Raw genomic sequence first — 25,495 nt, 5'->3', positions numbered from 1 at the left:
CAGGTCACGCTTCTTTTTTAAACGTTACGCTTTAAAATAAGAATCAACGAGTTCATCGTTTACATCTTCAAGCGTTGGGTAGTCATAATTCGGTGACTGATGTTTTTTTATTAACACAGCATCAACACCTTCATAGAAATCTTTGTTACGTAAGAAATTCATTGCAACAACAACGTCCATGACCAACGTGTCTTCAAGTGAGCGGTGTGCATAGTCGAGCATGTACTTATGAGTAACCTTTAAAGAAACCGGTGATTTGGAAAGAAGGATGTTCGCATGCTCATCACCGAATGCATCGCCACGATCTCGTAATTTGGCAACAATATCTTCAACAGAATACAAGTGGAACGTGTCATCAATGTCGTTTTGCAATGCTTCTAGCTCTCCTTGAGGTGGCTCTCCTGCAAGTGAACCGATTAGCTCGTCCAGTTTGTGGTCAGCTTCTTCAACGGTCGTCCAGTCGTAATCGACAATTTTTCGTTCAAGCTCATGAAGGTCTTCTACGTAAAAGTCTGCCGCTCCAATGTAGAGAATATCTGCAGATCGAATGGTTTTTGCGGTTAACGCCAAATACATGCCTGTATACCCAGGTGCTTGATTTAAGAAATGGACGCCTCCGACGTCCGGAAAGAACGCAATGTTCATTTCAGGCATCGCCCATTTTGTGTTCTTCGTAACGATGCGATGGCTCGTTCCTTGAGTAAGCCCAACACCGCCACCCATCACAACACCGTTTAAAAGCGATACGATTGGTTTTGAGTAATTAGCAAGTAGAAGATCGAGTTCGTATTCATCGACGAAAAACTGCTTCGCATCATTAAATTGTTCGTCACCTTCTTTTGCAGAGGCGAGAGTTTTAATGTCTCCTCCTGCACAAAACCCTTTTTCACCGCTTCCCTTGAAAACGATTACAGAAATAGCTTGATCTGTTTGCCATTGTTTTAGTTGTTGTACCATGGTCGTAACCATCGTGTGTGTCAGGGAATTTAATGCTTTAGGTCGGTTGAGCGTAATGATCCCTACGCCAGTTGTCGTTGTAGAGAACGTCACTTCTGTCGTTGTCGTTGTCAAAGTAATCCTCCTCAAGTTTGTGTTCGAAAATGTGCATTTGTGCATTTTCGACAAAAGCTTCTCGTATTCCTGCATTCATTATTGGGGATCATACGAAAGAATCAATCGATTTACCTGTTTTCCAAAACAAAACAGTTGCTTATAACGTCGTAAAAAGCCTATACTAATAAGGGTTTCCGAGGTTGAAAAATTTTCTTTAAAAAGTTTTTAAAAACCTATTGCTTTTTCTTTGGGAAGATCATATAATATTATTTGTCAGCAAGAGACACACCAACGAAATGGCCCGTTGGTCAAGGGGTTAAGACACCGCCCTTTCACGGCGGTAACGCGGGTTCGAATCCCGCACGGGTCACCAACAATTTAACTTATATCGATGACTTCCCAGCAAAGCCATTTGCTGGTTTTATCATTTGTGAATACTGGAAGATCATTCCATTTTTAAGATGGAGGGGTAGCGAAGTGGCTAAACGCGGCGGACTGTAAATCCGCTCCCTCAGGGTTCGGCGGTTCGAATCCGTCCCCCTCCACCATTTTCATGCGGGAGTAGTTCAGTGGTAGAACACCACCTTGCCAAGGTGGGGGTCGCGGGTTCGAATCCCGTCTCCCGCTCCATTGATTTTTACTTCTAAGTATGATAGGATACATAGTATCTTAAATGCGGGTGTAGTTTAGTGGTAAAACCTCAGCCTTCCAAGCTGATGATGTGGGTTCGATTCCCATCACCCGCTCCAATTACATAACTACTAAGGGCAGAACATAATGTTTTGCTCTTTTTTTATTGTATTTTTATTAAGATTAAAGTGGGCAAAATAATTCATGCTAAAATAAAACGATTGGACGAAAAAAATTCTAGCGCTTTTTTCAAATTTGTTGAAACCATAACGATTGGAAAAGCGTAATCATAGAGAACGGACACAAGGCGGGGTTTGCATGGATGATTGGCTAAATCAATGTATACGAGAAGTTAAGGCAGGGGAGACGGAAGCTTTTGCCCAAATTGTTGATGCGTACAAAGATAAAGTGTACCAAGTGGCTTTTCGAATGGTCGGAAACGCACAAGAAGCTCAAGACGTTTCGCAAGAAGCATTCATCCGTGCGTATACGAATATTGAGCGCTACGATGTGAATCGGAAATTCTCCACGTGGCTATTCCGCATTGCGACGAATTTAAGCATCGATCGACTTAGAAAGAAGAAGCCAGACTTTTCTTTAGACGCAGAAGTGAATGGCGCAGAAGGGCTTGATGGTTACGCCCAACTTGCTGCAACAGACGCACTTCCAGATGAGCAAGTCGTAACACTTGAGTGGCAAGCTTCCATTCAAAAAGAAATCGACACGTTGCCACCGAAGTACCGAGCTGCAATTATTCTGAAGTATATGGAGGATTTGTCGTTACAAGAGATGAGCGAAATTCTCGATCTTCCAGTTGCTACGGTAAAAACGCACGTTCATCGAGGCAGAGAAGCACTACGTAAAAAGCTAAAAAAATGGTAACAAAGGGGCGTAGAAGGTTATGAGCTGTTTGAAACACAGCGATTCGATTCACCGTTATTTTGATGGTGAGATGACTCAAATTGAGCGTGAACAGCTCTATCGACATCTAGAGGGTTGCTCTGAATGCCAAGAGCATTATGATGAAGTTAAGAAATCGATTGCGCTTGTTCAAAGCGCTTCACATATTCAAGCACCAAAGAATTTCACGGAAAATGTTATGAGTGCATTACCTCAAAAGAAGAAGAAGCGAACGATCGCTTGGAAGAAATGGTCAAAAAACCATCCCGTCCTTGTTGCTGCAGCAGTGTTTCTTCTGTTTATGTCGTCAATGACTTGGCTTAACTGGACAGGGATGAGTGGTGGAGAGATGGCGATTTCTGGGGTCGGTAATTTTGAAGTTGACCAAGAAAACAATACGGTCATCATCCCTGAAGGTGAAGTGATTGAAGGGGATTTAACCGTTCGCAATGGGGATGTGGACGTTCAAGGTGAAGTTCATGGAGATTTAACCGTCATTAACGGTGAGCAATATATGGCTTCAGCTGGTCAGGTGGCAGGCAACATTGAAGAAGTAAATCAAGTACTTTCTTGGTTATGGTACGAGACGAAAGAATTGTTCTCTAACCTCTCTCCAGATCAAGAAGATTGAAACCTTGCTAGAAGTACTAGCAAGGTTTTTACTGTATTATGAAGGAAAAGGGTGTTGTTGAGAATTTTACATTTCATTTAGAGGGGATTGCGGTTTTTTTAAACGGGTTTTTGAGGAAACCGGTGTAACAAGCGGGTAAAGAACACGTAGTAATAAGTAGACGATCACAAAGCATAAGGGTTAAGAGAAACGAAGAAGAGTTATACTGTGTAGATACTGAATGATTTCTAAGGATCGCTGAGTTGCTACCAGTTAAATCGAGAGCTATGTTATACTGTTAATGGTGTTAACCTCTCGAGGTTTCTCGCTTTTAAATCCTAGTGGGAGGCAAATGAATGTTTGGTGAGGAGTTCGAATTACTTACGTGGCTACGCCGAATTATTGATATATTGCTCGTTACATTTGTAGTTTATAAATTGATTTCAATCGTTCGTGGAACGAGAGCAGTTCAGTTATTAAAAGGAATTATCGTCATCTTAGCAGCAGGCTTTTTGAGTAACTTCTTCGGTTTGCATACGATGTCGTTTATTATGAATCTTGTCATTACATATGGTGTGCTTGCGATCATCATTATTTTCCAACCTGAAATGCGTAGAGGACTAGAACAATTAGGCCGTGGACGTTTATTCGGGCGTGGACAATCGACAGAAGAAGAAGATTCAGTGAAGACGATTGATGCGATTATGAGTTCATTAAAGTACATGGCAAAGCGTAGAATTGGTGCATTGATTTCAATTGAGAAAGAGACGGGGATGAGCGACTATATTGAAACTGGAGTCGCCGTGAACGCTCAGATTTCTTCAGAGCTTTTAACGAACATCTTTATGCCGAATGCGCCTTTGCATGATGGCGCAGTCATTCTTCGTAGCAATCAACTCGTTGCTGCGGCGTGTTATTTGCCGCTTTCGGAGAATCCGTTTATTTCAAAAGAACTCGGTACGAGGCACCGAGCTGCAATTGGTGTGAGTGAAGTAACGGATGCATTAACCGTAACGGTTTCAGAAGAAACAGGCGCCATATCAGCAACGAAGAATGGTGAGTTGCATCGAGACTTAGACGATGAAACGATTCGCAAGATGCTTGAGAAAGAATTACTACAGGCATCCAAATCATCCAATACGTCGTTTTGGAATTGGGGAGGGCGTAAAGATGGATAGGCTCTTCAATAACAATTGGTTTTTAAAGTTAATTTCATTAGTCATCGCGACAATGTTGTTTTTGTTTGTGAATATGGATGACTTTGGGAATCATCCTGGTGCAACACCGATTATGAGTACAGAACAAATTCAACTAGATGAAGCAGAGCTAGATATTTATTACGATGACGAACAATATGCGATTGCAAGCATCGATGATGACATTGACGTTCGTGTATCCGGCACACAGAGTGCACTGACATTATTCCAAGTCACAAACCCTTCGTATGAAGTCTATGTAGACTTGTCTGAGTACGGGACAGGGGTTCATACCGTTGATGTTCAAACAGCGAATTTCCCAAGTGGACTAAATGTTAGTGTTGAGCCGAGCACAGTCAGAGTCGTCTTAGAGGAACGTCAAGCGGTTACGCTACCTGTTGACGTTGAATTAATGAATGAAGAACAAATTGCAGAAGGTCATACAATTGGTGACCCAGAAGTGAACACAGGAGAAGTAGAAGTTCATGCAGGTGCTTCGGTGCTTGATAACATTACATCGTTGCAAGCGTTTGTTGATGTAGCAGGGGCAGACGAAACGTTCACAGAAGTCGTTGAGGTCATCGCTTACGGACCTTATGGAGAGCAATTGGATGCTCACATTGATCCAGAAGCGGTAGAGATCACTGTACCAATCCGACTACCTTCAAAAGAAGTACCATTAGAGTATGATACGACCGGAGAATTGGAAGATGGACTTGAAGTCCTTGAAATGACTTTGTCAGACGAAGCAGTGACGATCTACGGTCGATATGATGACATTAACGACATTGATTCGATTCATATTGGGACGCTTGACTTGAGTTCAATTGAAGAGAGTGAGACGCGGGAAGTGGAAATCCCTCTTCCAGATGGTGTGAGTTATGTAAGGCCAGAAGTGATTGAGCTTGATATTCTTCTTGATGAATTTGAAGAATCAACGTCTCTAGATTTAGAGATCGAAATGGACAATCTGCCTGAGACATACAACGCATCGATCCCTGTAGAACAAGATGGAGATCGTGCCTATCGTGTCACGGTTCACGGAGATGAAGAGGCACTTTCCGAGTTGAGCGAGGAAGACATTCGACTTTATATTGACTTTAGCGAAGAGGAACTAGAAACAGGGGAGCAAGTCGTTCCAATTCAAGTAGAGGGTCCGAATGATTTAGAATACCGCTTGGAAGTTGAAGAAGTGCCCGTAGAAATAACCGAAACCGTTGCAGGTGAATAGCTTATTAAGGGTAAGCATGAAGGAGAGATATTGAATGGGTAAGTATTTTGGCACTGATGGTGTAAGGGGTGTAGCTAACACAGAACTCACGCCTGAGCTTGCGTTTAAATTAGGGCGTGCTGGAGGATATGTGTTAGCCAAAGAGAGCGAACAGCCAAAAGTTCTCATCGGCCGTGATACACGAATTTCTGGGACGATGCTAGAAGGTGCATTAGTTTCAGGGTTGTTATCTATTGGAGCAGAAGTGATGAGACTTGGCGTCATAACGACACCAGGAGTCGCCTTTCTTACAAAAGCTGTCAATGCAGATGCAGGAATCATGATTTCTGCATCACACAACCCGGTCGAAGATAATGGCATTAAGTTCTTTGGTGGAGATGGATTTAAACTTTCCAAGGAACAAGAAGAAGAAATTGAAACGATCATCGACCAAGAAGATACACTCCCAAGACCTACAGGAGCTTCACTTGGCAACGTTAGTGATTATTATGAAGGTGTACAAAAGTATGTTCAGTATTTGAAACAGTCGGTTGACGAAGAATTTACAGGACTGCACATTGCCATTGATTGTGCGCACGGTGCTGCGTCTTCAGTTGCACCGAGAATGTTCGCAGATTTGGATGCAGACATTTCGACGATCGGCAACAACCCTGATGGTACGAACATCAATGACGGGGTAGGGTCAACTCACCCTGAGAAACTCGTACAACTCGTTCGTGAAAAAGAAGCAGACATCGGTCTTGCTTTTGATGGCGACGCGGATCGTCTAATCGCTGTCGATGAAAAAGGGCAACTCGTAGACGGAGATAAAATTCTCTACATTTGCGGGAAGTTTCTTAAGGAAGAAGCGATGCTTGCACACAACACAGTGGTTACGACAGTGATGAGTAACCTCGGGTTGTATAAAGCGTTGCAAAAGGCAGGTATTCAAACGCAACAAACGGCGGTTGGAGATAAGTATGTAATGGAAAAAATGCGTGAAGGTGGCTTTACCCTTGGTGGAGAGCAATCAGGTCATATTATTTTCCTTGACCATACAACGAGTGGAGACGGAATGTTAACAGCAGTGCAACTCGTGAATATAATGAAAGTGAAGAACAAGAAGCTTTCGGAACTCGCTGAGGAATTAGAGACATTCCCACAACAACTTGTGAACATTCGTGTGAGCGACAAGCATGCAGTTGAAGAAAATGATGCTGTAAAAGCTGTGATTGAGCAAGTTGAAGAGAAGATGGCTGGTAACGGCCGTGTACTCGTTCGACCAAGTGGAACAGAATCTCTCGTTCGCGTGATGGTCGAAGCGGAAACTGATGAGTTATGCTTTGAATATGTGAATGAAATTTCTGCGGTTGTCCAAGAACAACTCGGAACGGATGCATAAGATAAAACAGGAGCTGTCGTTCATGAACATTATTCGACAGCTCATCTTCATTTATTGACGTTTTTTGACAAATTATAGTACGATTGCGGTATTCATTCTAGAATGGAAGGGAGCCTTGTCACACGATTTACTAGTTTCATAAAGCGCCTGGACTGCAAGTCGATGCAGTTGACGAGGAGGGGGTTCATCGAACGTCGGCGGATGCCTCCCGGTTGTTTTGTCACAACCGAAAGTCATTGACTGAAAACGAAGAGGTGACTCTTCGTACAAAAGCAATGACCATGACAGTGAATCTACGACTATAGAGTGGGGACAAGAGACTGTCCCGTAATGTGCTTGTCCCCTTATTGGAGGAAATCAGTTATGTGTGGAATTGTCGGTTATGTAGGAACACAAACAGTGAAAGATATCCTATTAAAAGGATTAGAGAAACTCGAGTACCGTGGCTACGACTCAGCTGGACTCGCAGTCATTGATGAGAATGTGAATGTGATTAAAGAAAAGGGAAGAATTGCGACCCTTCGAGAGAAAGCAGAAGCAACGGATGCGGATGGTACAATCGGAATTGGTCATACGCGCTGGGCAACACACGGTGTACCAAACATTACAAATGCTCACCCTCATCAAGGAAATGAGAAGCGTTTCACACTCGTTCATAACGGTGTTATTGAGAACTACGAAGAGCTTAAGACGGAGTTCTTAAGTGACGTGACGTTAACGAGTGACACGGATACAGAGATCATCGTGCAAATGATCGAGAAGTTTGCGGACGCGGGTGCAACACCGGAAGAAGCGTTCCGTCAGGTTCTTTCTAAATTGGAAGGTTCTTATGCGATTGCTATGCTTGATGCGAATGATTCTGATACGATCTACGTTGGTAAGAACAAGAGCCCGTTGCTCGTTGGTCTTGCTGATGATGCAAATGTGGTTGCATCGGATTCGATGGCAATGCTACACGTTACGAAGACGTTCGTTGAACTTATGGATGAAGAAACCGTCATCGTGAGTCGTGAAGGCGTACAAATTAAGAAGCTTGATGGCACAACGGTCGACCGCGAGCCATTCACAGCTGAGCTTGATGAAAGTGATACGGAAAAGGGCACGTATGCTCACTACATGTTAAAAGAAATCGATGAGCAGCCGTTCGTTATCCGCAATATCATTCAGCAATATCAGGATGAACAAAACGAAATTAAGCTCTCCAAAGACATCCGCAAAGCGGTCGGAAATGCAGATCGCATCTATATAATTGCAGCAGGAACGAGCTACCATGCAGGTCTTGTTGGAAAAGAACTTTTGGAGAAAGTCGCTGGTATTCCAGTTGAAGTTCACATTGCAAGCGAGTTTCTTTACAACCAACCATTGTTGTCAGAGAAGCCATTGTTCATCTTCATTTCACAAAGTGGAGAAACAGCGGATAGCCGCGGCGTTCTCGTCAATGTGAAGAAAGCTGGACTGCCGTCTGTTACAATTACGAACGTACCAGGTTCAACGCTTGATCGTGAAGCCGACTTTGCATTGTACACGTATGCAGGTCCAGAAATTGCGGTAGCATCGACAAAGGCGTATACGGCTCAAATGGCTGTTCTGTCGATCTTAGCGATGGATGCAGCGATTGCGAAAGGCATCGATACAGACTTTGACGCGATCCATGAATTAAGCATTGTTGCCAATGCGATTGAAGTTCTTACAGATGCGAAAGACGAAATGGAACAAATCGCTCGAGACTACTTGCTCGAAACACGCAATGCGTTCTTTATCGGTCGCGGATTTGATTACCACGTCGTGCAAGAAGGTGCATTGAAGCTTAAAGAGATCTCTTACATTCAAGCGGAAGGCTTCGCAGGAGGAGAACTAAAGCACGGAACGATTGCACTCATCGAAGACGGAACACCCGTCATCGCACTTGCCACACAACAAAGTGTTAACTTGAACATTCGAGGAAACTTACAAGAAGTTGTTTCTCGTGGCGCAAACCCATGTGTCGTCAGCATGGACGGCTTGAACCGTAAAGGCGACAACGTCGTTATCCCGAAAGTCCATGACTACTTGACACCACTAGCGTCAGTAATTCCATTGCAACTCATCTCGTACTACGCAGCATTGCATCGCGGATGTGACGTTGATAAGCCTCGTAACCTTGCAAAAAGTGTAACGGTTGAATAGATTTGGCAATTAGGTTTCATAATTGTAGAATGACAACTAAAGTGGGAACTGGACAACTAAAGCGGGAACTGATTATGTGATAATATGTGGAAATGTCAAAAAAATGACCAATGTGCTAGGATGGAAAGTTAATGCCCATTAGTGTTCTTATTCCTATAGATTAAATAAGTAAAATGAAGCAAGCCCCTTGTGAGTGACGAATGCTCACAAGGGGCTTGTTGCTTTAGTCTGAAAATGTTTGCAGAAATGCACATCTGATATAATTGGCTATACAATAAGGAGTCACTACAAACAAGCAGAGGATTGCTGTTTGAAAGCTTTTAATTAGCTTACTGCCATAAGAGTAAAAGTAAATATGTTGTTAAAAATTGAACTATGTTACTGCAAGGTCGAAGTTAATGTGAATTCCTAGTTTCAACTTTTAGGAGGAATTTTATTATAATCATGATGAAGTGTTAAATTCATGTTCTTTGCGTGGATTAATACTGTAGTTCAATTAAAGGGCCAGATTGTTGAAGAATCGATAATATCAACTTTGCAAAAATTTAGCGTTTAGGGTTCTTTAACTCATGATGATTTGTCTTGTATCTTATATTCATAGATAATGAGAGTATAGTCCTTAGGAAGTGAGCAATAGTCCTTAATTAATAACACTCAGATGGTTAAGAAGACGAATGAACAATCTATTTGCAAGATCTTAAAAAATGAAGATCCAAAGAATTATTATCATCATCAAAATAACATCTAAACCGAACCTAAATGGAAATAAAAGGAGTGCTACAAGTGTCAGTAAGTAATAACTTTTCTACTTTATGCAACAATTTAAAGATGAGAGATATCATAATTGATAAAATTCAAAGACGTTATAAAAGAATTACTAAAAGAATAAACTATGAGTACAGAAACCTTGATTCCGAAACTTCTTATAGTTTATACGTGGGCTCATATGGAAGAGGAACAGAAATATGGACAAGTGATATTGATCTTATTGTTCATTTACCGTACAAAACTTATGATAAATACAATAATTATAAAGGTAATGGTCAGTCTGCTTTATTACAGGATGTAAAGAGAGCTCTACAAAAAACTTATGCTACGTCTCACATAAAAGGCGACGGACAGGTCATAGGAATTAATTTTGAAGATAACATTAACTTTGAGGTCGTTCCTGCATTTATAAATAAGGACAAGCAAAGCTATACTTACCCTGACACAAACAATGGCGGAATTTGGAGAACCACAAATCCACGTTCTGAAATGGAAGCAATGAAGAATCGCAACTCATTAACCAATAAAAACCTTAAGAGATTATGCAGAATGGCAAGGGCATGGAAAAGCAACTGTAATGTTCCTATTAGTGGCATTCTTATTGATACATTAGCGTATAAGTTCATTAACGAATGTCAGTATAAAGATAAGTCTTTTTTATATTATGACTTTATCAGCAGAGATTTCTTTAAATACCTTAAAGAATTAGACAAAGAAATTAATTATTGGTTGGCTCCTGGTAGTAATAGAAGAGTTTATAAATCTGGCAACTTTCAATTCAAGGCTTCTTCAGCCTATAATTTGTCCTTAGAAGCAATAGAGTATCAGACTAAAGAATACTGGCATTCTGCAAATAATAAATGGAGGGACATATATGGAACGAGATACCCAAAATAGTCAAGGGTATAAACTAGAATCACAGATTAGAGAAGCCTATGGAAGAATAGTTTACACATTTACTTGTCATAATAAAATAGTGCATAGAATGCTTAAGAGGAACAATAATATAAAGATATGGCAAATTGTATTATCTGCATTGACTACAGGAAGCTTCTTAGCAACAATACTAAATAATGAAGTTATTATTGGCTTAATAGGAGCTATATTTTCAATAAGTTTATTAATATTAAATGCATATGTGAAAAACTTTGATTTAATTGAGATCGCACAGTCTCATCAAAAAGCAGCCGATGAGTTATGGGTTATAAGAGAAGAATATGTTTCTCTTTTAACTGATTTTGAATCTTTAGAGGAGCAGGAAATTGTTAAGCGTAGGGACAATTTACAAATACGCACAGCAGAAATTTACTCTAAGTCGCCCAGGACTGATGCCAAGAGTTATAAGGATGCTCAACGGTCACTAAGGACTGAGGAAGAGCAAACTTTTTCCGAAAAGGAATTAGATTTAATGCTTCCTAATTCAATACGGAGGCAAAAAAAATAAAACCGTTTATATTTTCTCATATGTATTTCTTTTAATTTTTCAAAGATGTTGAGTTATAATTCGATAATGTTAAAGACTTTTAACCAAACAAGGGTGCTAACTCTTTATTCGTATAAATTAACGGAAGCATTAACGCGATTAAAAAGGATCTCATCTATTCCACAATCGGGCGCAATCCTGTAATAAGGATTGCGCTTATATTTGTTATGGGTCCAACTTTTAAAGAAGGCATGGGAGAGGTTCGCTCAATAAGAGAATTACATTTGCATATGAAATAAAACATAAAAAAACAAGCAGGGTTAATCCCTGCTTGTTGAAACAATATTTCATGTGTTTATCGTTTTCTTGGCCTTCTTACAAGTTCGCCGTCGCAGTTAGGACATATTTCTTTCATATCTTCTGTACATTTTTTACAAAATGTACATTCATGAACACAAATGTAAGCAAATGAATTCTCGCTTAAAAAAGAATTGCAACGTTCACATCTACTTTTCATTTCTAATGTCATATAGGTATTCTCCTCGTCTTCGGATTGTCAAGATAAGCATCAAGATAGAGCTACCTTTAGTTATCCCTGTAAGAATCATGAGTTGGACGGAACAAGTCTTCCTCTGAATTTCTAACAATTGAAAAGTGTTCAACATTGTAATGACCATGAAGAGTTTCATTATGGTGTTTTATTATTTGTTCTGCACTTAAAAAATTACTGTCTGTTGTTGAATGTGCGTCGCCAACCAAAGCGAAAAATTGAAAAGAAAAGTGGATTGAATGAAAAAATGACTTATCAAGCCTTAAGTAAGGTTTTGCATGTACATGTATCTACTATTGTAAAATATGCTAAGTTAACAAGGAAATGTAGCTCAGATAACATCGAGGCGGAAAAATCTATTAAGAAAGAGTTGTCGAAAGATCAAGAACAATGGTTAGAGCTTGTTGCCACTAATCCCACTTTCACAAAAACCATGATTAAGCATGGAAACATAAATTTATACCAAAGGTTATATAGGAATAATTATGATTGGTTAATGGGAAGTACACCAAATATATTGTCACGTAAGCCCAAAGAAAGAATTAGTTGGCTTGAACGCGATAAAAATTTATTACCAAAAGTAGTTAAGATTTATATTGATTGGGATAATGAAGCTAATAAATTTCACCGAATTACTATGACAGCTATAGGGAAAAAGTTAAATCAAGTTTCTCTTATTACTCAGCATTTAAATAAAATGTCTTTAACTAGGGGATTTATTGAAGAAATTACAGAAGATCCTGAGAGTTTTCAGCGAAGAAGAATGGACTATATTTTAGGCGTAATGTCTAAAGACAGAGTGTTGAAAGTATGGGAAGTACTTAAGTTGACGGGGTAAAAAAGCTTACTGCGGAGCTAGAGGAGTATATAGATAAAAGATTGAGGAGCTCATGGAATTGAAAAATGAAGTGAGCTTTTTGTAATGAAAGAATAAAGGATTTAGTCATTTGAAGTCTTAGTTTATAGACGTTTGCAATAATCACAAATCCTAAAATGAACCTTACAAAAATCGTTGTTTTGTCATATTCACAATGCCATATATACGCTCAACGAGATCAGAGATTTTGCTTGTGGTTAAGCCTGTTTGATATATATGTATTACAAATAATTCTAACGTATCATTTGGTCGCGTATAAAGCGCAATATTCATATTTTTATTCATGGGCACAAGATAGTCTGAGTTCTCGTTGAAAGTATACATTTGGAACATATACTAACTGAGAAAACCAAATAGTTATTAGATAATAAATATATAAATAAATCTTTTTAGGTATATGTATTGAAATATTAAAACAAATATGAGTAAATAGATACAGAGAATGGTATAAATTATAATAAATGGGGGTAAATGGTAATCTTATTGTGTATTTATGTCTAAATTAGTAGTTATTTTGTTTATATTTAAAAGGAGGAAATATGAGGAAATTTATTATGAGTGTTACGAGTGCAGTGGCACTGTTTGGAGTAATGAACTTTAATGGTGAAGAAGTAGAGGCTTTAGAAATGGTAAACGATACTGCTCGATACAATCAAACAATATCTGATCCATTTAATGTCCCTTGGAGCCACGATATTTATTACGCCGCTGGCCAATATTATACTAATAACTCTGGTGGCGGAATTACTCTAGAGACCTTTTTTAGTGATTTAGGGTATGATGGACCAATGACTTACGCATCAGAACTTTTATGGTCAAATGTTCTGACAGGTGGAGATCAAAGGGCAAGAATACAAGATCGTTATGGACCAGTTCAGGGTGATTGGATAGGTCCAAGTTTTGAAGTGATGAGGGCTAGAGAAGCTACTCCTTCTTTAACTTATAATTCTTCTTCTGTTTCTTCAGGTTTACAAGTACAGCATACCCATACTCTCTTTGGTACTGAGGGATGGTCTGATAACGTTAGTGAGCAGTCCACTTTTAATTATTAAGGTTGTGTATAATATGAGAAAAACTTTAGTAGCATTTTCTATTATTGGTCTTATAGTCTTTGGAAGTGCAACGACATATATTGCTTCAGGCGAAGAAAATAATTTTAATTTAAAGATAGGTCAGTCTGTTCAGGAAAATCTTTTTAGTGATAATAACGCAAGGATTACATCATCTGATGAAGGTAGTGTATTTGAGCTAGACGAGTTTAATCAGGATATGCATCATTACCTTGTAGATGTCGTTTCATATAGAAATAAAGAAGACCAATCCAAAGAAGCAATAAATGATATGGCTTTTAATATGCAACTTGAAGCAATTGCTTTAAGAGATAAAGCTAAAAAATTAGATGTTTTACCCTCAGACGAGGAGATTGATGATTTAGTTAAAGGTAAACGAGCGATGATGGAAGGTGGGGTAAACGCTGATGGAAATGAAGTAAATAATCATGAAGAAGCTTATGAAGAATTAAAAGAAGTGATTGAAGGTATGGGATTGACAGAAGATCAGTACTGGAACGAGTATGTTCCAGAGGCTATCATGATTACGTACACATCAGAAAAAGTAAAAAATGAATTGGTTAACACTGAATTGAACAAAGAACAAAGTGTAAATAGAAATATTGAAGAGCTAGAGAACAGACATGAAGAATGGAATTCAACGAAAGATGAAATAGTTCAAAATTATATAAATGAAAACAAACAAGAGGTTGACGAAGCTAGAGAAAATATCTAGTAGAATAAATCCCTACATTTCTATAATGTAGGGATTTATTCTATATCATTGGCAGTAAAATAAATTTGTGAATCTTCTTGGATGTTTAGATAATAATCTTCAGTGCCTTTTTCTATAACGTAGGCTAACTCTATGCTTGCATTATCTCCCTGCTCCAGTCTCTCATATTTAACTTCAACAATTCTCATATCTTTTGGTACGTCGCTTAACTGATCAATAAATGGTTTAACAGGAATAGGTTCATTTTCCTCTTCTAAAGAAAAACTATTATAAAATTCTTGATCAATTTGTAGAGGGTCTATTGCCTCAATATCCATAGTTATATACAATATTATAAATTGGGGGTTGAGGTTAATAGCTTCTTCATTATTTTCATCTGATACACTCTTTATTTCAGATATTTTTGCATTAAAAGAACTTTCTTTGTATGATCCGATAGCTTCCTCGTTAGTTGATAACTCTTCTTGACTACAAGCTGATAAGATAATACCCATCACAATAATTATTATGAATTGTTTAATGCTATCCCCTCCATTAAATGCTAATCTCATTGTAACAATATATATATTGAAGATAAATGAATTTATACATATCCAAGATAGTAAAATACCTTGTGTGAATGAAAAAAGCTCTATTCTATGAAAATATTAAGAACGAGATGAGAAAAGTGTTAATTAACTATAAGAATGGGTTTCTTAACTGGTAGCGGTACAAATTTTAAAATACACATAGGAGTGAATGTGCATTATACCCAGCGATTTGTATTATGTTTTGGCGATTAACCATTACGGAATGTCTGTGCTTGCAAGTAAACAGAGGGTGCTATTAGCTTCTCTCTTAACGTTTGGAAATTTAGACATGGAAAGCTATAAAAAATATTCAATTAGATCAATATTTGAGGAATCCAGTTTTTGCAAGCTTAACTCTTGGTGTACTGGTTGGGCACTTTTGGCTTTAGGTATTGTTCAAGGAGAGGAGATCTTTGCGATGAACTAGAAATTTAACATTGATAACGTGATATACGAACAATAGACATTGAGTATACATCTTTTTTGTCAATTTACAAATTGTAGAATGACAACTAAAGTGGGAACTGATTATGTGAGAATGTCTAGAAGGTTGACTGGTTTATTAGCATTATAAAGTTCCTAACACTTGAATGAAAAGAAGTTAGCCCCATGTGAGCATAGTTGTTATCACTCACAAGGGGCTTGTTTTAATGACATACAATTCTGGAAGGTTATAACGTTAGATTTATACTTACAACCAATAGACCTTGAGTATACAGCTTTATTGTTATTTTACAGTAGTGGTTTTGAATTTATGATAGATAGATCGATATCTGAATATTTTTCGAATTACCTATCTGGATATTCCCGAACAAGTACCATGCCTTTTAGATAGACGAAATACGTATTATTAATTTTTGCATCGAGCATCGCACGTTCACCGGTTATCTTTATTACTTTACGAATGTGTTCAATATCTAAGTCTATTTAAAACTCCTCCTATGTTCTACACATTGCATCATGTAACTGAAGAACTAGTCTATAGTTTAGTGTTAGAAAATGACAGATCTTTCATGTGATTTACGTCTATAAAGTACAGGAACCGCGGGTCTCGTTAGCGCAGATGAACATATATCAGTATCCAGTCTTTGTCCGATCATCAATAGTCTTTGAACTCTAACCTCTCAACTCCGCCTTGTTTTGGGGGCAGAGATTTATTTCTACCGGATATTGGTCATGGTAGATGGTGATAATCTCCAACTTTAATGTCTTCATCCATCTCGGGTGGAATTAAATGGTATCTTCATCTCCTTTATCTCTTTCAACATAAATATGCTCGAAATTATTTTCACCTGACGCTGTTTCCGTTATATTGAAAATACGAAGAAACATTTTATTGATGATACAAGGTAGAAGGTCGTCTTTAGATGTTGGTGGGGGTACCTTTGCAAATTAATATCATAAATCACTTTATGATATTAATTTGCAAAGGGAGCTAGAAAAGTTTATTAAGATGTTGAAAGCCTTAGAAAATTATCCCGAAGTACAGTCAATAAATGTATGTGATTCAAGGTGGTTTAAAGGAATTTTCTGATACGAAGCGAATTGTTTATTTGAGTGATGGTGTGACTGAGAGGAAATATGTGATTGCTGAAATCTTATTGTTTGCAAGCGAAGCAGTAAGTGTAATTGAAGTTGAGAGACCATATGATTTTAAATGGTTTAATTGATAGCAGTGGAACGTGGAATAAAGAACAACTTCATTTTTACAAAACCAATTTTCAACTTTAAAACATGATAAAAAGGTTGAAGAGTATAGAGCTAAAATAATAAATAAAAAAATACTAATATTTAAGGTATAATTTATTAAGTATTTGGGTTTATTTGTATATATTAATAGTGGGGGTGAAGTACTTTGAAATTAAAAGAAATATCTATTAAAAAGTTATTTGGTATATTTAATCATGAAATTAAATTAAGTATCGATAGAGGAATAACTATTGTAATTGGTGAGAATGGCCTAGGGAAAACGAAAATATTAGAAATGGTAGAGGCATTTTTTAAAGGTGAGTTTTACAAGCTTGCAAATATTGAATATGAAAGTCTTATTTTTAAATTTGAAGATAATGTTTCTTGGGAAATTTTTAAAAATGAAACTCAAGAAAAAGAAGTTTCACTCTCTGTTAGTCAAAAAAGAAAAGGAAAAAAAGAAGAAGTTTTTTTACTAGAATTAGATGTATATAATCCAGAAGCAATTAGAAGAGAAGCAATGCACATAGCGAGGGGGAGTAATACTTTAAGAAGGAGTGGCCCTAATACATGGGAACACAGATATACTGGGGAACTCTATAATTCATTAGAAATTGTTGAAAGATATAGTGCAAATCAACCAAGAAGATTTGATAATGATTCTATTAAAAATTCGGACTCACCTCAATGGTTTATTGATAGATTCGAAAAAGTACAGGTTTCTTTAATAGAAACACAGCGAGTTTACAATTTTGGAAATCCGGATAGAGCCCCTATTGAAACTGTAAGAAAATACTCTAGAGAGCTAACAGAATCGATAAAACAAAAATTAACAGAGTCTACAGAGTTATCTTCTAAATTAGATAGAACATACCCTAATAGATTGGTTAATGAATTAAAAGAAGGGAATCGCAGTGTATCAGAGAGTGATTTGAATGATGAACTTAAAGCTTTAGAAGATAAGCGTAGTTTGCTTGATGAAGTTGGTTTAGTAGAAACTGATAAAAATTCAGATCTTCTTTTAATAGATAAACCAGAAGATACAGTGAAAAATGTTCTTATGCTATATGTTAAAGATAGCTTCGATAAGTTAAGTATATTTGATGAAATAGCAGAAAAGATTAGATTGCTATTAAAGATTATTAATGAAAGGTTTAAACATAAAAAGTTATATGTAAATAAAGAAGATGGATTTGCGTTTAAATCTACAGTGCTTAAAGAGGGAGATATTTATAGACAGATCCCTTTGGAACAACTTTCTTCTGGGGAAAAAAATGAATTGATATTATTTTACCATTTGATATTCAATACTAGTCCTAATTCTTTAATATTGATAGATGAGCCTGAAATTTCGTTACATATTTCATGGCAAAATAAATTTATTTCAGATTTGAAGGAAATTCACAATTTAAATAAGTTAGACATTCTGATAGCTACACATTCCCCAGATATAATATCAAATAATTGGGATTTAAAAGTTGAATTACAAGGGGTGGAATAAGTGTTTGAGCATATGACACCTGAGAGAACAGCAAATGCAATTATGCAAGATACAACATTTAATGGAACATATTTAATTGTGGAAGGGACGAAAGATTTTAATCTTTATAGTAAATTCTTTAATATTGATGATACAGTAGAAATTAAACAAGTCGGGGGCAAAGAAAAAGTTAGAGATATTATAAAAATTTTAGAGGAACGAAAGTTTAATAAAAAAATAGGAATAATAGATGCTGATTTTTCAAAAATCTTAGAGGAGGATCAGTTAGTACAAGATATTTTTTCTACAGATTATCATGATAGTGAAGTTATGATGTTCAAATCTCCAGCATTAGAGACAGTATTATATATCTATGTTACAAAGAAAAAATTAGATGAATTTATGAGTGGAAGAGAAATAAAGGAAAGTTTATTAAATATAGCTAAAGAAATAGGATTATTAAAACTAGCAAATGATTTACATAGTTTAGGGTTGGCATTTAAGCCTAAAAAAATAGATGGGAAAAATTTAAAATACAAAGATTTTATAGATGAGAAGACATTACAGTTTAAAGGTAAAGAACAATTAATAAATACTGTTTTTAACTATTCAATTAATAGGTCTATTCAAATGGTTGATAAAGAATTAGTGAAACAGAAGATTGAAGAGCTGTCAGAAAAAGAATACGATTTACTGCAATTAGTAAATGGGCATGATTTATCAAATATTTTATTTTTATTATTAAAAAAATCTCTCAGAAGTTCTAAGAAATCATTGTCTGATTATAATGCTATTGAAGATTCATTTATTATGTCATACGAAGCAAGATATTTTATGGAAACAGAATTATTCCAAAATCTATATAAATGGTCAAGTTCAAATGATGCAAACCTTTTTAAAGAAGATATTAAAGAACTTTATCAAAAAATGAATGTTGTTGAGGTTTAATCAATCTTTTTTATAAGACGAATTGTAAAATCAAGTGCAACACCTAAAAATAAATTAGGGTTAATTAAAATTTATTCATTTTGATCAATCTTTTTAGTAAAAGTTGAATTAAACACCCGTGCAATTGTTATGAAGCAACGCTAGTATTTTACTTTTATGAAATAAAAAGAAGTAAGCCTTCATGAGTTGTCGAAGGCTTATAAGGTTAAAAGGGATACTGTTTTTAGTTAGTGGGGACGAAACGCCAAAGCTTACTTTTTGTTTTGGATTACTTCATAGCTCAATAAAGTTAAACCTCCAACTAGCATTATAACGGATAAAATAACATGGAAAGGAAAGGCGTCCCACATTGATGAATAGATCATCTCGGTAATGTCTACCCCTCCTCCTGAGACTACAGCGGTAGTAATGAAAGTACCCATATAAATAATGATGCTCGCTAAAATGAGTGTCGCACTAAAAATAGATGTAGTCATATTTATGCACTCCTTTTTAATCATTACCACTCTATGAAAGAACTAAACCAGACTGTCATTTAGCTTGGTTTAGTTTCCTGAATTACAACAAAAAGTCACTCAGACGTGAGTGACTTTTTGTTCATAATAATGTTCCCAACCCTATAATAGAAAGAATAAAGATAAAGACGAAATACTGAGAGAGGCAAATACACAGACGGCAAATGCTCTAAGGAATGTGTAGTTTCTAAACGCAAATATCACAATGTATGAAACTGCTAGGAATGTACACGTCCATAGTATCGATAAGTATATGATGCCTCCATTAATAAACGTATTTATGATAATCATTGGCACCGTCACATAAGTTAAAATCTTCACAGCTATTAAAAGTAGTCTATTTTCTGTTTCCCCCATCATAACCTCCTAAAGAAGTTTTATGATTGTTAGACTAACATAAATGGTGAAGTTACATAAACATGTTCTGGCCTAGAACGATATGTGCTTTTCTTACTCTTCTGGATCCCTTCGTAACAACACTGCGGTTCCTAACCCACCCCCAATTCCCATCGTAGCAATTCCGTATTGTGCATTTGTTTGTTTCATATTTTCAATAAGTCTTGTTACGACAATGCTGCCAGATGCACCGTACGGGTGTCCGAAGGCGATGGCACCACCGCTTATATTTACTTTTTCTAGAGGGATGTCTAGTAAATGTAGTGAAGCAATGACTTGGGAAGCGAAGGCTTCATTGAACTCAACAAGGTCGATCTCATTCATGGTTAACCTATTCTTTATAAGCAGCTTACGGATGGCAGGAACCGGTCCGATGCCGAGAAGGTTCGGGTCAACTCCTGCAGTGACTGCGTCTAAGAAGATTGCTTCGGGTTTTAGACCATAGCATTGCGCTTCTTCTTTCGACATGATTAAAGTAGCGGCAGCACCGTCATTTTTTGGGCAACAATTCCCCGCGGTTACGGTCCCCTGTTGCTCGAACACCGGCTTGAGGCGAGCGAGAAGCTTCTTCATGTCGTTTCCTCGTATGCATTCGTCTTGATGAAAAATCGTACCGTTTGTACGTTCCACGGGTACGATTTCATTGCTAAAATGACCTTTTGCTTGCGCAATAGAAGCGAGCTGATGGCTTCGCCACGCAAAGTCATCTTGCATTTCACGTGTAATGCCAAACGTTCTTGCGACGTTTTCAGCCGCGATCCCCATGTCTGGATCACCAATGCCATCTGGAGCAAAACGTGCCCTTGTAAACTCAAGAGGCTCTGCGTGATCACTCGTTGGTTTTTCAACTTTTAGAGGTGCAAAGCTTTCGCTTTCGACACCGCCGGCAATGTAGATGCTTCCAGCCCCGCTTTGAATAAAGCGAGCGGCATAAACAATCGCTTCTAGACCTGAACCACATTGACGATCAATCGTGACACCTGGTATTTCAAGCGGAAAACCTGCCGTTAGTAGAGCGAGTCGAGCAAGATTTCCACCGGGTCCGACAGCATTCCCAAGTACGACTTCGTCAATTTGTTTCGCTTCAATCCCTGTATCAGTGAGTAATGATTGCAAGACAGGAGCGGCTAAATGTTCGGGACGTACGTCACTTAATGCGCCACCGGCTTTTGCTATGGCTGTTCTTTTGGTTTTTACAATAACGGGAGTGTGCACGTAATCACCTCTGAATGAGTTCTTTTAAGCGCGCTCGAGCTATCTTGCCACTAGATGTATAAGGAAAAGCGTCAATGGTGTATGTTCTTCGTGGCCATTCATGTCTTGGCAGGTGCTCTTTGTAAATGGATCGTAAAGTGCTTTGTTGGTCATCATTTGATTGTTCTGTAATTACAAGAACTGGAATCTCCCCCCAAAACCTACTCTGTAGACCAATAACAGCAACTTCGTGTAAACTTGAGTACGTTTTAACAATTGTTTCGATTTTCTCAGGGAAGATATTCCACCCACCGCTGATGATTCGATTCTTTTTCCTGCCTACGAGGTAGAGATCGCCATCGTGAGAGAGCTTGGCTAAGTCGCCTGTTACCGCCCAGTCGTCGATGAGAACGTTTGCTGTCTCATTGTCATCGTTTATGTACCCGCTAAAGAGCATGTTGCTCTTTACGTGTAGTGTACCGATTTGCTCAGGTGGTAGTGGGTTTCCTGAATCATCTCGAATTTCCAATTGAACGCTCGGAAATGGTTTACCGACAGATTCAGGGTTACGTAGATGATCACTTGGCGTAGATACCGATACGAAGCTTAATTCAGAAGCACCGTAAAACTCAAACAGCTGAACGTCTGGCCAAGCGTTTTGCAATCGCCCTTTTGTTTCAGTCGTTAATTTATCACCAGATGTGATCAGTGAGACAGGTTGTGTGTGTTGTTCAGAGGGTTCAAGTGATGCCAAAAGTGATTCTGCCATTGTAGGCACAAGGTACATATGTGAGACAGGGTGATTTTGAATGAGTTTGAGTGACTTTGTTGAAGAATACTGATTCAATACGTACAACGTTGCCCCATTGAAAAGTGCATGAAAAACAGCAAATAGAAATAAAGAATGAGCGATCGAACCAGGTGCAACGACATGGCTGTTTTGGTCAATCTTGAAAACGGAATGACACGCGGTAAAGCTCTCAATCCAAGATTGATGATGACGGATGAATGATTTTGGATTACTCGTAGTGCCAGAAGTAAATCCAATGTAAAAAGGTTCTGTATCCCCTACTGCTAAAGTTGGGAATGTTCCTGTATGTAGATCGCGCCAATCTGTATAATAGAATGTACTAATACTTTCGCCAGTTCTGTAAGGAATAACGTCTACAGTCGTGTGATTACGCACGAGATCTCGAAATTGTTCGTCAATAAAAAGGATATCAACGTGTTTAAGGCTTTCCTTCAATTGCTTCTGTGACCACTTCGGATCAAGAACAACTATAATATGACCAGCTGCAACAGCTCCACATAATGTCTCAATGACTTCACGATGGGTATGAGCGAGAACACCAACCGTCATTTGCGGTTTATTGTACTTATTTAATCCAATCATGACTTGCCCCATTGTGTAAGCGAGTGTGCGATAGCTGGTCGTTGAACGTTCATCAACGATGGCTAGTTGATCGGGATTCTTTTCAGCGTAATCAAAGATTGGTGCAACAATATTCATAAGATCACCTTTTCATCGTTTCATTTAGAATTGGAACCGTACCGGTTTGTTTAAGCTTGATCGTTAAGGCAGCGGTGAGCACAACTTTAACAGCGTCGCCAGGCAAAAAAGCGAGATTCGCGATGAAGCTTTGTGGAAAGGGAAGGTCGGTTGTAAAAGAGAACCATAAACTCCCACATAGATAAATGAATAGAATACCACCAACAACATTGATGAAGATTAAGTTACGCATAGAGTAGTGGTTGAGTCGTTCGGTGAACCACCCAATCATAAACGCAGCGAGTGGCCAAGACAGTATGTAGCCCCCTCCGGGTGCAGTCAAGACACCAAGACCGCCTCGACCACCAGATAACAGGGGGATGCCGATCGCAATAAGTGCTACGAGTAGCAGTATACTAAGGAACCCTTTCTTAGAACCGAGCAAAGCTCCTGTTAACATGACGCCGAATGTTTGGAGCGTAATGGGCACAGGAATAAAAGGGATCGGAATCGGTGGTAACAACCCAAAAACAGCTGTGAACGCAGTGAACATCGAAATGAAAATGAGATTTTTTGTTTTAATGTGTAGCCCTCCTTTCGATTGTTAACCACATTTAAAAATAGGTTAACATATAAACAGAAAAAGAGGTAGAAAATTAGTCCATTTACATATCAACAACCTGGAACGGAGTATACCAATGATAGAAAAATCATTTTACTTATCAAAAAAGAGAAGTTACTTGGTGATATGGCTAAGTGTAGTGTCGGGATTAATCATGTTATTTTTCGCATTTGTAGCATGGTTGAATCCGGATGGTGAGGGTACATTAGTTTTCTCATTCTTGGCATTTATCCTGTTTGGCTGCGGTTTTCAAATATTTTATAACTTACATCAGACAGGTCCGATCATCACCTTGAATGAGGAAGGGATGATGTTTACGGTTGGTTTAGTAACTTGGGAAGATGTACAATCTGTCCGCTTGCTTCATTTTAATTTGCATACGGTCATCTTCTTTATTACGGATGATGATACGAAGTATGAACACCACTTTTCTGGGCAAATTCCTGGTTATATTTACGATACCTTAACGAAGGCTGGATTCCCTGTATTCAGTTTGGGTTATCAACAAGTGACAGAACCTAAAGTATTGCTTCAAATGCTCATGGATAAAGGCATCCCTGTTTACGACAAAAAAGGACGTTTGATGAATCGTGAGCATAAGGAAGTGTCTTAGGTTGGAAATATTAGTAGTACACTGCGTGCATTAATTAAAGGGGATTTTTACTTATGATGAATAAATTAATGATTATCCCAATTTTATGTTTATTACTTATGGGTTGTTCCACAAGCACGAATGAGCAAATTGATCATGAAGATACCCATACGATAGAAGGAAAAATAATTAGTATGGGATTTCTTTCAAATAGCTTTTCTATCGCACCAGAGCATGAATCGTTTGATGAATTAGTCGTAAACACTAGAAATAGTGACATTCCTTCAAGGGCGAAAGTTGGGGATACAGTGGTCATTGGTTTCGATGGCTCAATAATGGAAAGTGACCCTCCTCAAGTTCATGCACTCTCAATCGAGAGAATAAATGAGTAGCGAGTTGTGAGAAATAAAGTACAAACCGAAATGCCTCCTCCTCTTGATAAGTTTCCTATTTAGCTAAATTAACGAGTTACTTTAAGAGAATTATGATACGATTACAAGGTTGAATTAGGTTGTAGTCTTGCTGAAACGAGTGGTCGTCATGATTCTAATCATCATCGGATTGATCTGTGGTCTAATTGCAAGCATACTAGGAGCGGGAAGCTCCATGTTAGTCGTTCCGTTGCTTGAATATGTATATCCATCATTGGTAGGAGAGTCGTTAACGGTTCAAACGATCACGTCGGCGGCGCTTGTTCTTACGTTATTTTCAACGGGTGCTGCAACAGTACGTCATCATTTTGCCAAGCGAATTCCTTATAAGAAAGTCATTTTTTATGTGTTGTTCGGGTCGATTGGTTCTTTTTTGTCGAGCATGTTTCTGGCTGAACATGTGAATCAATTGGTGTTCCTTAGCCTATTTCTTTTTATTGCTATCATTTCGTTAACGTTTAATTTAATTCCCTTTAGAAAGCCGAACATCGCCCCGAATCAGCGGTTGTCTATGATATTTGGGATGGGGTTGATGTTTTTTCTAGGTGTGGTCACAGGGGTGATCGGTGTTGGTGGTATGATTTTAATCATTCCATATATGGTGTATGTTCTTCACTATTCACTCAAGACGACGATTGCTATTACGACATTCACTGGCGTTTTCATCTCGTTGTTTGCAATCATTGCAAGAATACCTTCGGGCTCAATGGACTGGGAGTTTGCTATTTTACTAGGAGTTGGTGGGCTGATTGGTGGTTTAATTGCACCTTCATTAAGTGCAAAAATTCCGGATGCAATCTTAAAACTTAGTCTAAATACGCTATTGTTTATTATTATTATGACCGTTATTGTTGATCTAATTTCTATCATATAAAAAGGAAGCGAAGTATCGTTACTTCGCTTCCTCAGGCTGTTGAGAAAGTCATTTCTCAACAGCTTTTTCTTATTTATAGACGCCGAATCATAACCACGCTTTGTTATAATAGAGAAAAGAACGGAA

General features: G+C 38.0%; 24 protein-coding genes, 4 tRNA genes and 2 pseudogenes. 21 read left to right on the top strand and 9 right to left on the bottom strand.

From position 1 onward, the window contains the following. Positions 1-24: 24 nt before the first annotated feature. A complete protein-coding gene (locus tag JOD17_RS16530) occupies positions 25-1,071 on the bottom strand; it encodes a 3-hydroxyisobutyryl-CoA hydrolase (RefSeq protein WP_239575648.1) in 1,047 nt (348 codons plus the stop codon). Between the two features lie 280 nt (positions 1,072-1,351). Here JOD17_RS16530 and JOD17_RS16525 point away from each other — a divergent pair. The 12 genes from JOD17_RS16525 (at position 1,352) to JOD17_RS16470 (ending at position 11,379) form a co-directional block, all read left to right on the top strand. Then, positions 1,352-1,426: transfer RNA gene (locus JOD17_RS16525), tRNA-Glu, on the top strand. A 90-nt stretch (positions 1,427-1,516) separates the two neighbouring features. Continuing rightward, positions 1,517-1,601: transfer RNA gene (locus JOD17_RS16520), tRNA-Tyr, on the top strand. Positions 1,602-1,608: 7 nt separating this feature from the next. Continuing rightward, positions 1,609-1,683, top strand: a tRNA-Gly gene (locus tag JOD17_RS16515). A gap of 45 nt (positions 1,684-1,728) precedes the next feature. Then, positions 1,729-1,802, top strand: a tRNA-Gly gene (locus tag JOD17_RS16510). Between the two features lie 199 nt (positions 1,803-2,001). After that, positions 2,002-2,565 (top strand): RNA polymerase sigma factor SigW, encoded by a 564-nt coding sequence (sigW, locus tag JOD17_RS16505; protein ID WP_204699059.1) that lies wholly within the window; start codon positions 2,002-2,004, stop codon positions 2,563-2,565. Between the two features lie 19 nt (positions 2,566-2,584). After that, on the top strand, positions 2,585-3,214 hold the full coding sequence (locus JOD17_RS16500; RefSeq protein WP_204699058.1) for an anti-sigma factor family protein: 630 nt from the start codon (positions 2,585-2,587) through the stop codon (positions 3,212-3,214). Between the two features lie 335 nt (positions 3,215-3,549). Beyond that, a complete protein-coding gene (gene cdaA / locus JOD17_RS16495) occupies positions 3,550-4,371 on the top strand; it encodes a diadenylate cyclase CdaA (RefSeq protein WP_042359346.1) in 822 nt (273 codons plus the stop codon). Continuing rightward, positions 4,364-5,620, top strand: coding sequence for a CdaR family protein (locus tag JOD17_RS16490; RefSeq protein ID WP_204699057.1), 1,257 nt, complete (start codon positions 4,364-4,366; stop codon positions 5,618-5,620). Before cdaA ends, JOD17_RS16490 begins: the two co-directional genes overlap by 8 nt. Positions 5,621-5,654: 34 nt before the next feature. Then, the gene (gene glmM / locus JOD17_RS16485) at positions 5,655-7,001 is read left to right on the top strand and encodes a phosphoglucosamine mutase (protein WP_204699055.1); all 1,347 of its coding nucleotides are present in this window, start codon (positions 5,655-5,657) and stop codon (positions 6,999-7,001) included. A 363-nt stretch (positions 7,002-7,364) separates the two neighbouring features. Further along, positions 7,365-9,167 (top strand): glutamine--fructose-6-phosphate transaminase (isomerizing), encoded by a 1,803-nt coding sequence (glmS, locus tag JOD17_RS16480; protein WP_204699053.1) that lies wholly within the window; start codon positions 7,365-7,367, stop codon positions 9,165-9,167. A gap of 783 nt (positions 9,168-9,950) precedes the next feature. Continuing rightward, entirely contained in the window at positions 9,951-10,832 is an 882-nt protein-coding gene (locus JOD17_RS16475; protein ID WP_204699051.1) for an SMODS domain-containing nucleotidyltransferase, read from the top strand. Beyond that, entirely contained in the window at positions 10,810-11,379 is a 570-nt protein-coding gene (locus JOD17_RS16470) for an SLATT domain-containing protein (protein WP_204699049.1), read from the top strand. The genes JOD17_RS16475 and JOD17_RS16470 overlap by 23 nt, the downstream gene beginning before the upstream one ends. A gap of 334 nt (positions 11,380-11,713) precedes the next feature. On the opposite strand, the gene JOD17_RS16465 is transcribed toward JOD17_RS16470, so the two are convergent. Continuing rightward, positions 11,714-11,887 carry a DUF1272 domain-containing protein gene (locus JOD17_RS16465; protein WP_204699048.1) on the bottom strand — a complete coding sequence of 58 codons (174 nt, stop codon included), beginning with the start codon at positions 11,885-11,887 and terminating at the stop codon, positions 11,714-11,716. A gap of 56 nt (positions 11,888-11,943) precedes the next feature. After that, positions 11,944-12,117: pseudogene (locus JOD17_RS21375) on the bottom strand (cysteine hydrolase); the annotation flags it as partial. 38 nt (positions 12,118-12,155) lie between these two features. Between JOD17_RS21375 and JOD17_RS16460 the strand changes: the two are divergent. After that, positions 12,156-12,746 carry a TnsD family Tn7-like transposition protein gene (locus tag JOD17_RS16460; RefSeq protein ID WP_239575656.1) on the top strand — a complete coding sequence of 197 codons (591 nt, stop codon included), beginning with the start codon at positions 12,156-12,158 and terminating at the stop codon, positions 12,744-12,746. Positions 12,747-12,923: 177 nt separating this feature from the next. On the opposite strand, the pseudogene JOD17_RS16455 reads toward JOD17_RS16460, so the two are convergent. Further along, positions 12,924-13,052: pseudogene (locus tag JOD17_RS16455) on the bottom strand (transposase); the annotation flags it as partial. Positions 13,053-13,324: 272 nt separating this feature from the next. Here JOD17_RS16455 and JOD17_RS16450 point away from each other — a divergent pair. Together JOD17_RS16450 and JOD17_RS16445 are read left to right on the top strand one after the other, a co-directional pair. Continuing rightward, positions 13,325-13,837, top strand: coding sequence for a hypothetical protein (locus JOD17_RS16450; RefSeq protein ID WP_204699045.1), 513 nt, complete (start codon positions 13,325-13,327; stop codon positions 13,835-13,837). A gap of 13 nt (positions 13,838-13,850) precedes the next feature. Continuing rightward, positions 13,851-14,570, top strand: a complete 720-nt coding sequence (locus tag JOD17_RS16445) for a hypothetical protein (protein WP_204699044.1) — start codon at positions 13,851-13,853, stop codon at positions 14,568-14,570. A 35-nt stretch (positions 14,571-14,605) separates the two neighbouring features. Here JOD17_RS16445 and JOD17_RS16440 read toward each other — a convergent pair whose 3' ends face one another. Continuing rightward, entirely contained in the window at positions 14,606-15,121 is a 516-nt protein-coding gene (locus JOD17_RS16440; RefSeq protein WP_204699043.1) for a hypothetical protein, read from the bottom strand. Between the two features lie 1,514 nt (positions 15,122-16,635). Here JOD17_RS16440 and JOD17_RS16435 point away from each other — a divergent pair. From JOD17_RS16435 to JOD17_RS16425, 3 genes are all read left to right on the top strand, one after another. Next, complete coding sequence (locus JOD17_RS16435) at positions 16,636-16,809, top strand: hypothetical protein (RefSeq protein WP_204699041.1); 174 nt, start codon at positions 16,636-16,638, stop codon at positions 16,807-16,809. A 185-nt stretch (positions 16,810-16,994) separates the two neighbouring features. Continuing rightward, complete coding sequence (locus tag JOD17_RS16430) at positions 16,995-18,329, top strand: AAA family ATPase (protein WP_204699040.1); 1,335 nt, start codon at positions 16,995-16,997, stop codon at positions 18,327-18,329. Next, entirely contained in the window at positions 18,330-19,256 is a 927-nt protein-coding gene (locus JOD17_RS16425) for a DUF4435 domain-containing protein (protein WP_204699039.1), read from the top strand. It abuts the gene before it with no gap. A gap of 251 nt (positions 19,257-19,507) precedes the next feature. Here the strand turns inward: JOD17_RS16425 and JOD17_RS16420 are convergent, their stop codons facing one another. The 4 genes from JOD17_RS16420 to JOD17_RS16405 form a co-directional block, all read right to left on the bottom strand. Next, positions 19,508-19,732 carry a hypothetical protein gene (locus JOD17_RS16420; RefSeq protein WP_204699038.1) on the bottom strand — a complete coding sequence of 75 codons (225 nt, stop codon included), beginning with the start codon at positions 19,730-19,732 and terminating at the stop codon, positions 19,508-19,510. 489 nt (positions 19,733-20,221) lie between these two features. Next, positions 20,222-21,382 carry an acetyl-CoA C-acyltransferase gene (locus JOD17_RS16415; RefSeq protein ID WP_204699037.1) on the bottom strand — a complete coding sequence of 387 codons (1,161 nt, stop codon included), beginning with the start codon at positions 21,380-21,382 and terminating at the stop codon, positions 20,222-20,224. A gap of 4 nt (positions 21,383-21,386) precedes the next feature. Next, positions 21,387-22,871: an AMP-binding protein gene (locus JOD17_RS16410; protein WP_204699036.1), complete on the bottom strand. Its 1,485-nt coding sequence runs from the start codon at positions 22,869-22,871 to the stop codon at positions 21,387-21,389. 4 nt (positions 22,872-22,875) lie between these two features. Further along, positions 22,876-23,373, bottom strand: coding sequence for a biotin transporter BioY (locus JOD17_RS16405; protein WP_239575646.1), 498 nt, complete (start codon positions 23,371-23,373; stop codon positions 22,876-22,878). A gap of 175 nt (positions 23,374-23,548) precedes the next feature. On the opposite strand from JOD17_RS16405, the gene JOD17_RS16400 reads away from it, so the two are divergent. The 3 genes from JOD17_RS16400 to JOD17_RS16390 all read left to right on the top strand — a co-directional run bounded on the left by JOD17_RS16400 (position 23,549) and on the right by JOD17_RS16390 (position 25,369). Continuing rightward, complete coding sequence (locus tag JOD17_RS16400; protein ID WP_204699035.1) at positions 23,549-24,085, top strand: STM3941 family protein; 537 nt, start codon at positions 23,549-23,551, stop codon at positions 24,083-24,085. Between the two features lie 53 nt (positions 24,086-24,138). Further along, positions 24,139-24,456, top strand: a complete 318-nt coding sequence (locus JOD17_RS16395; RefSeq protein ID WP_204699033.1) for a DUF3221 domain-containing protein — start codon at positions 24,139-24,141, stop codon at positions 24,454-24,456. Between the two features lie 127 nt (positions 24,457-24,583). Beyond that, positions 24,584-25,369, top strand: coding sequence for a sulfite exporter TauE/SafE family protein (locus JOD17_RS16390; protein WP_204699031.1), 786 nt, complete (start codon positions 24,584-24,586; stop codon positions 25,367-25,369). The last annotated feature ends 126 nt before the right edge of the window (positions 25,370-25,495 follow it).

The sequence above is a fragment of the Geomicrobium sediminis genome, from assembly GCF_016908595.1.
In the GTDB taxonomy this organism is placed as follows: domain Bacteria; phylum Bacillota; class Bacilli; order Bacillales; family Marinococcaceae; genus Geomicrobium_A; species Geomicrobium_A sediminis.
The sequence above is the reverse complement of the archived record's forward strand: the minus strand, read 5'-3'. Positions and strand labels throughout refer to the sequence as shown.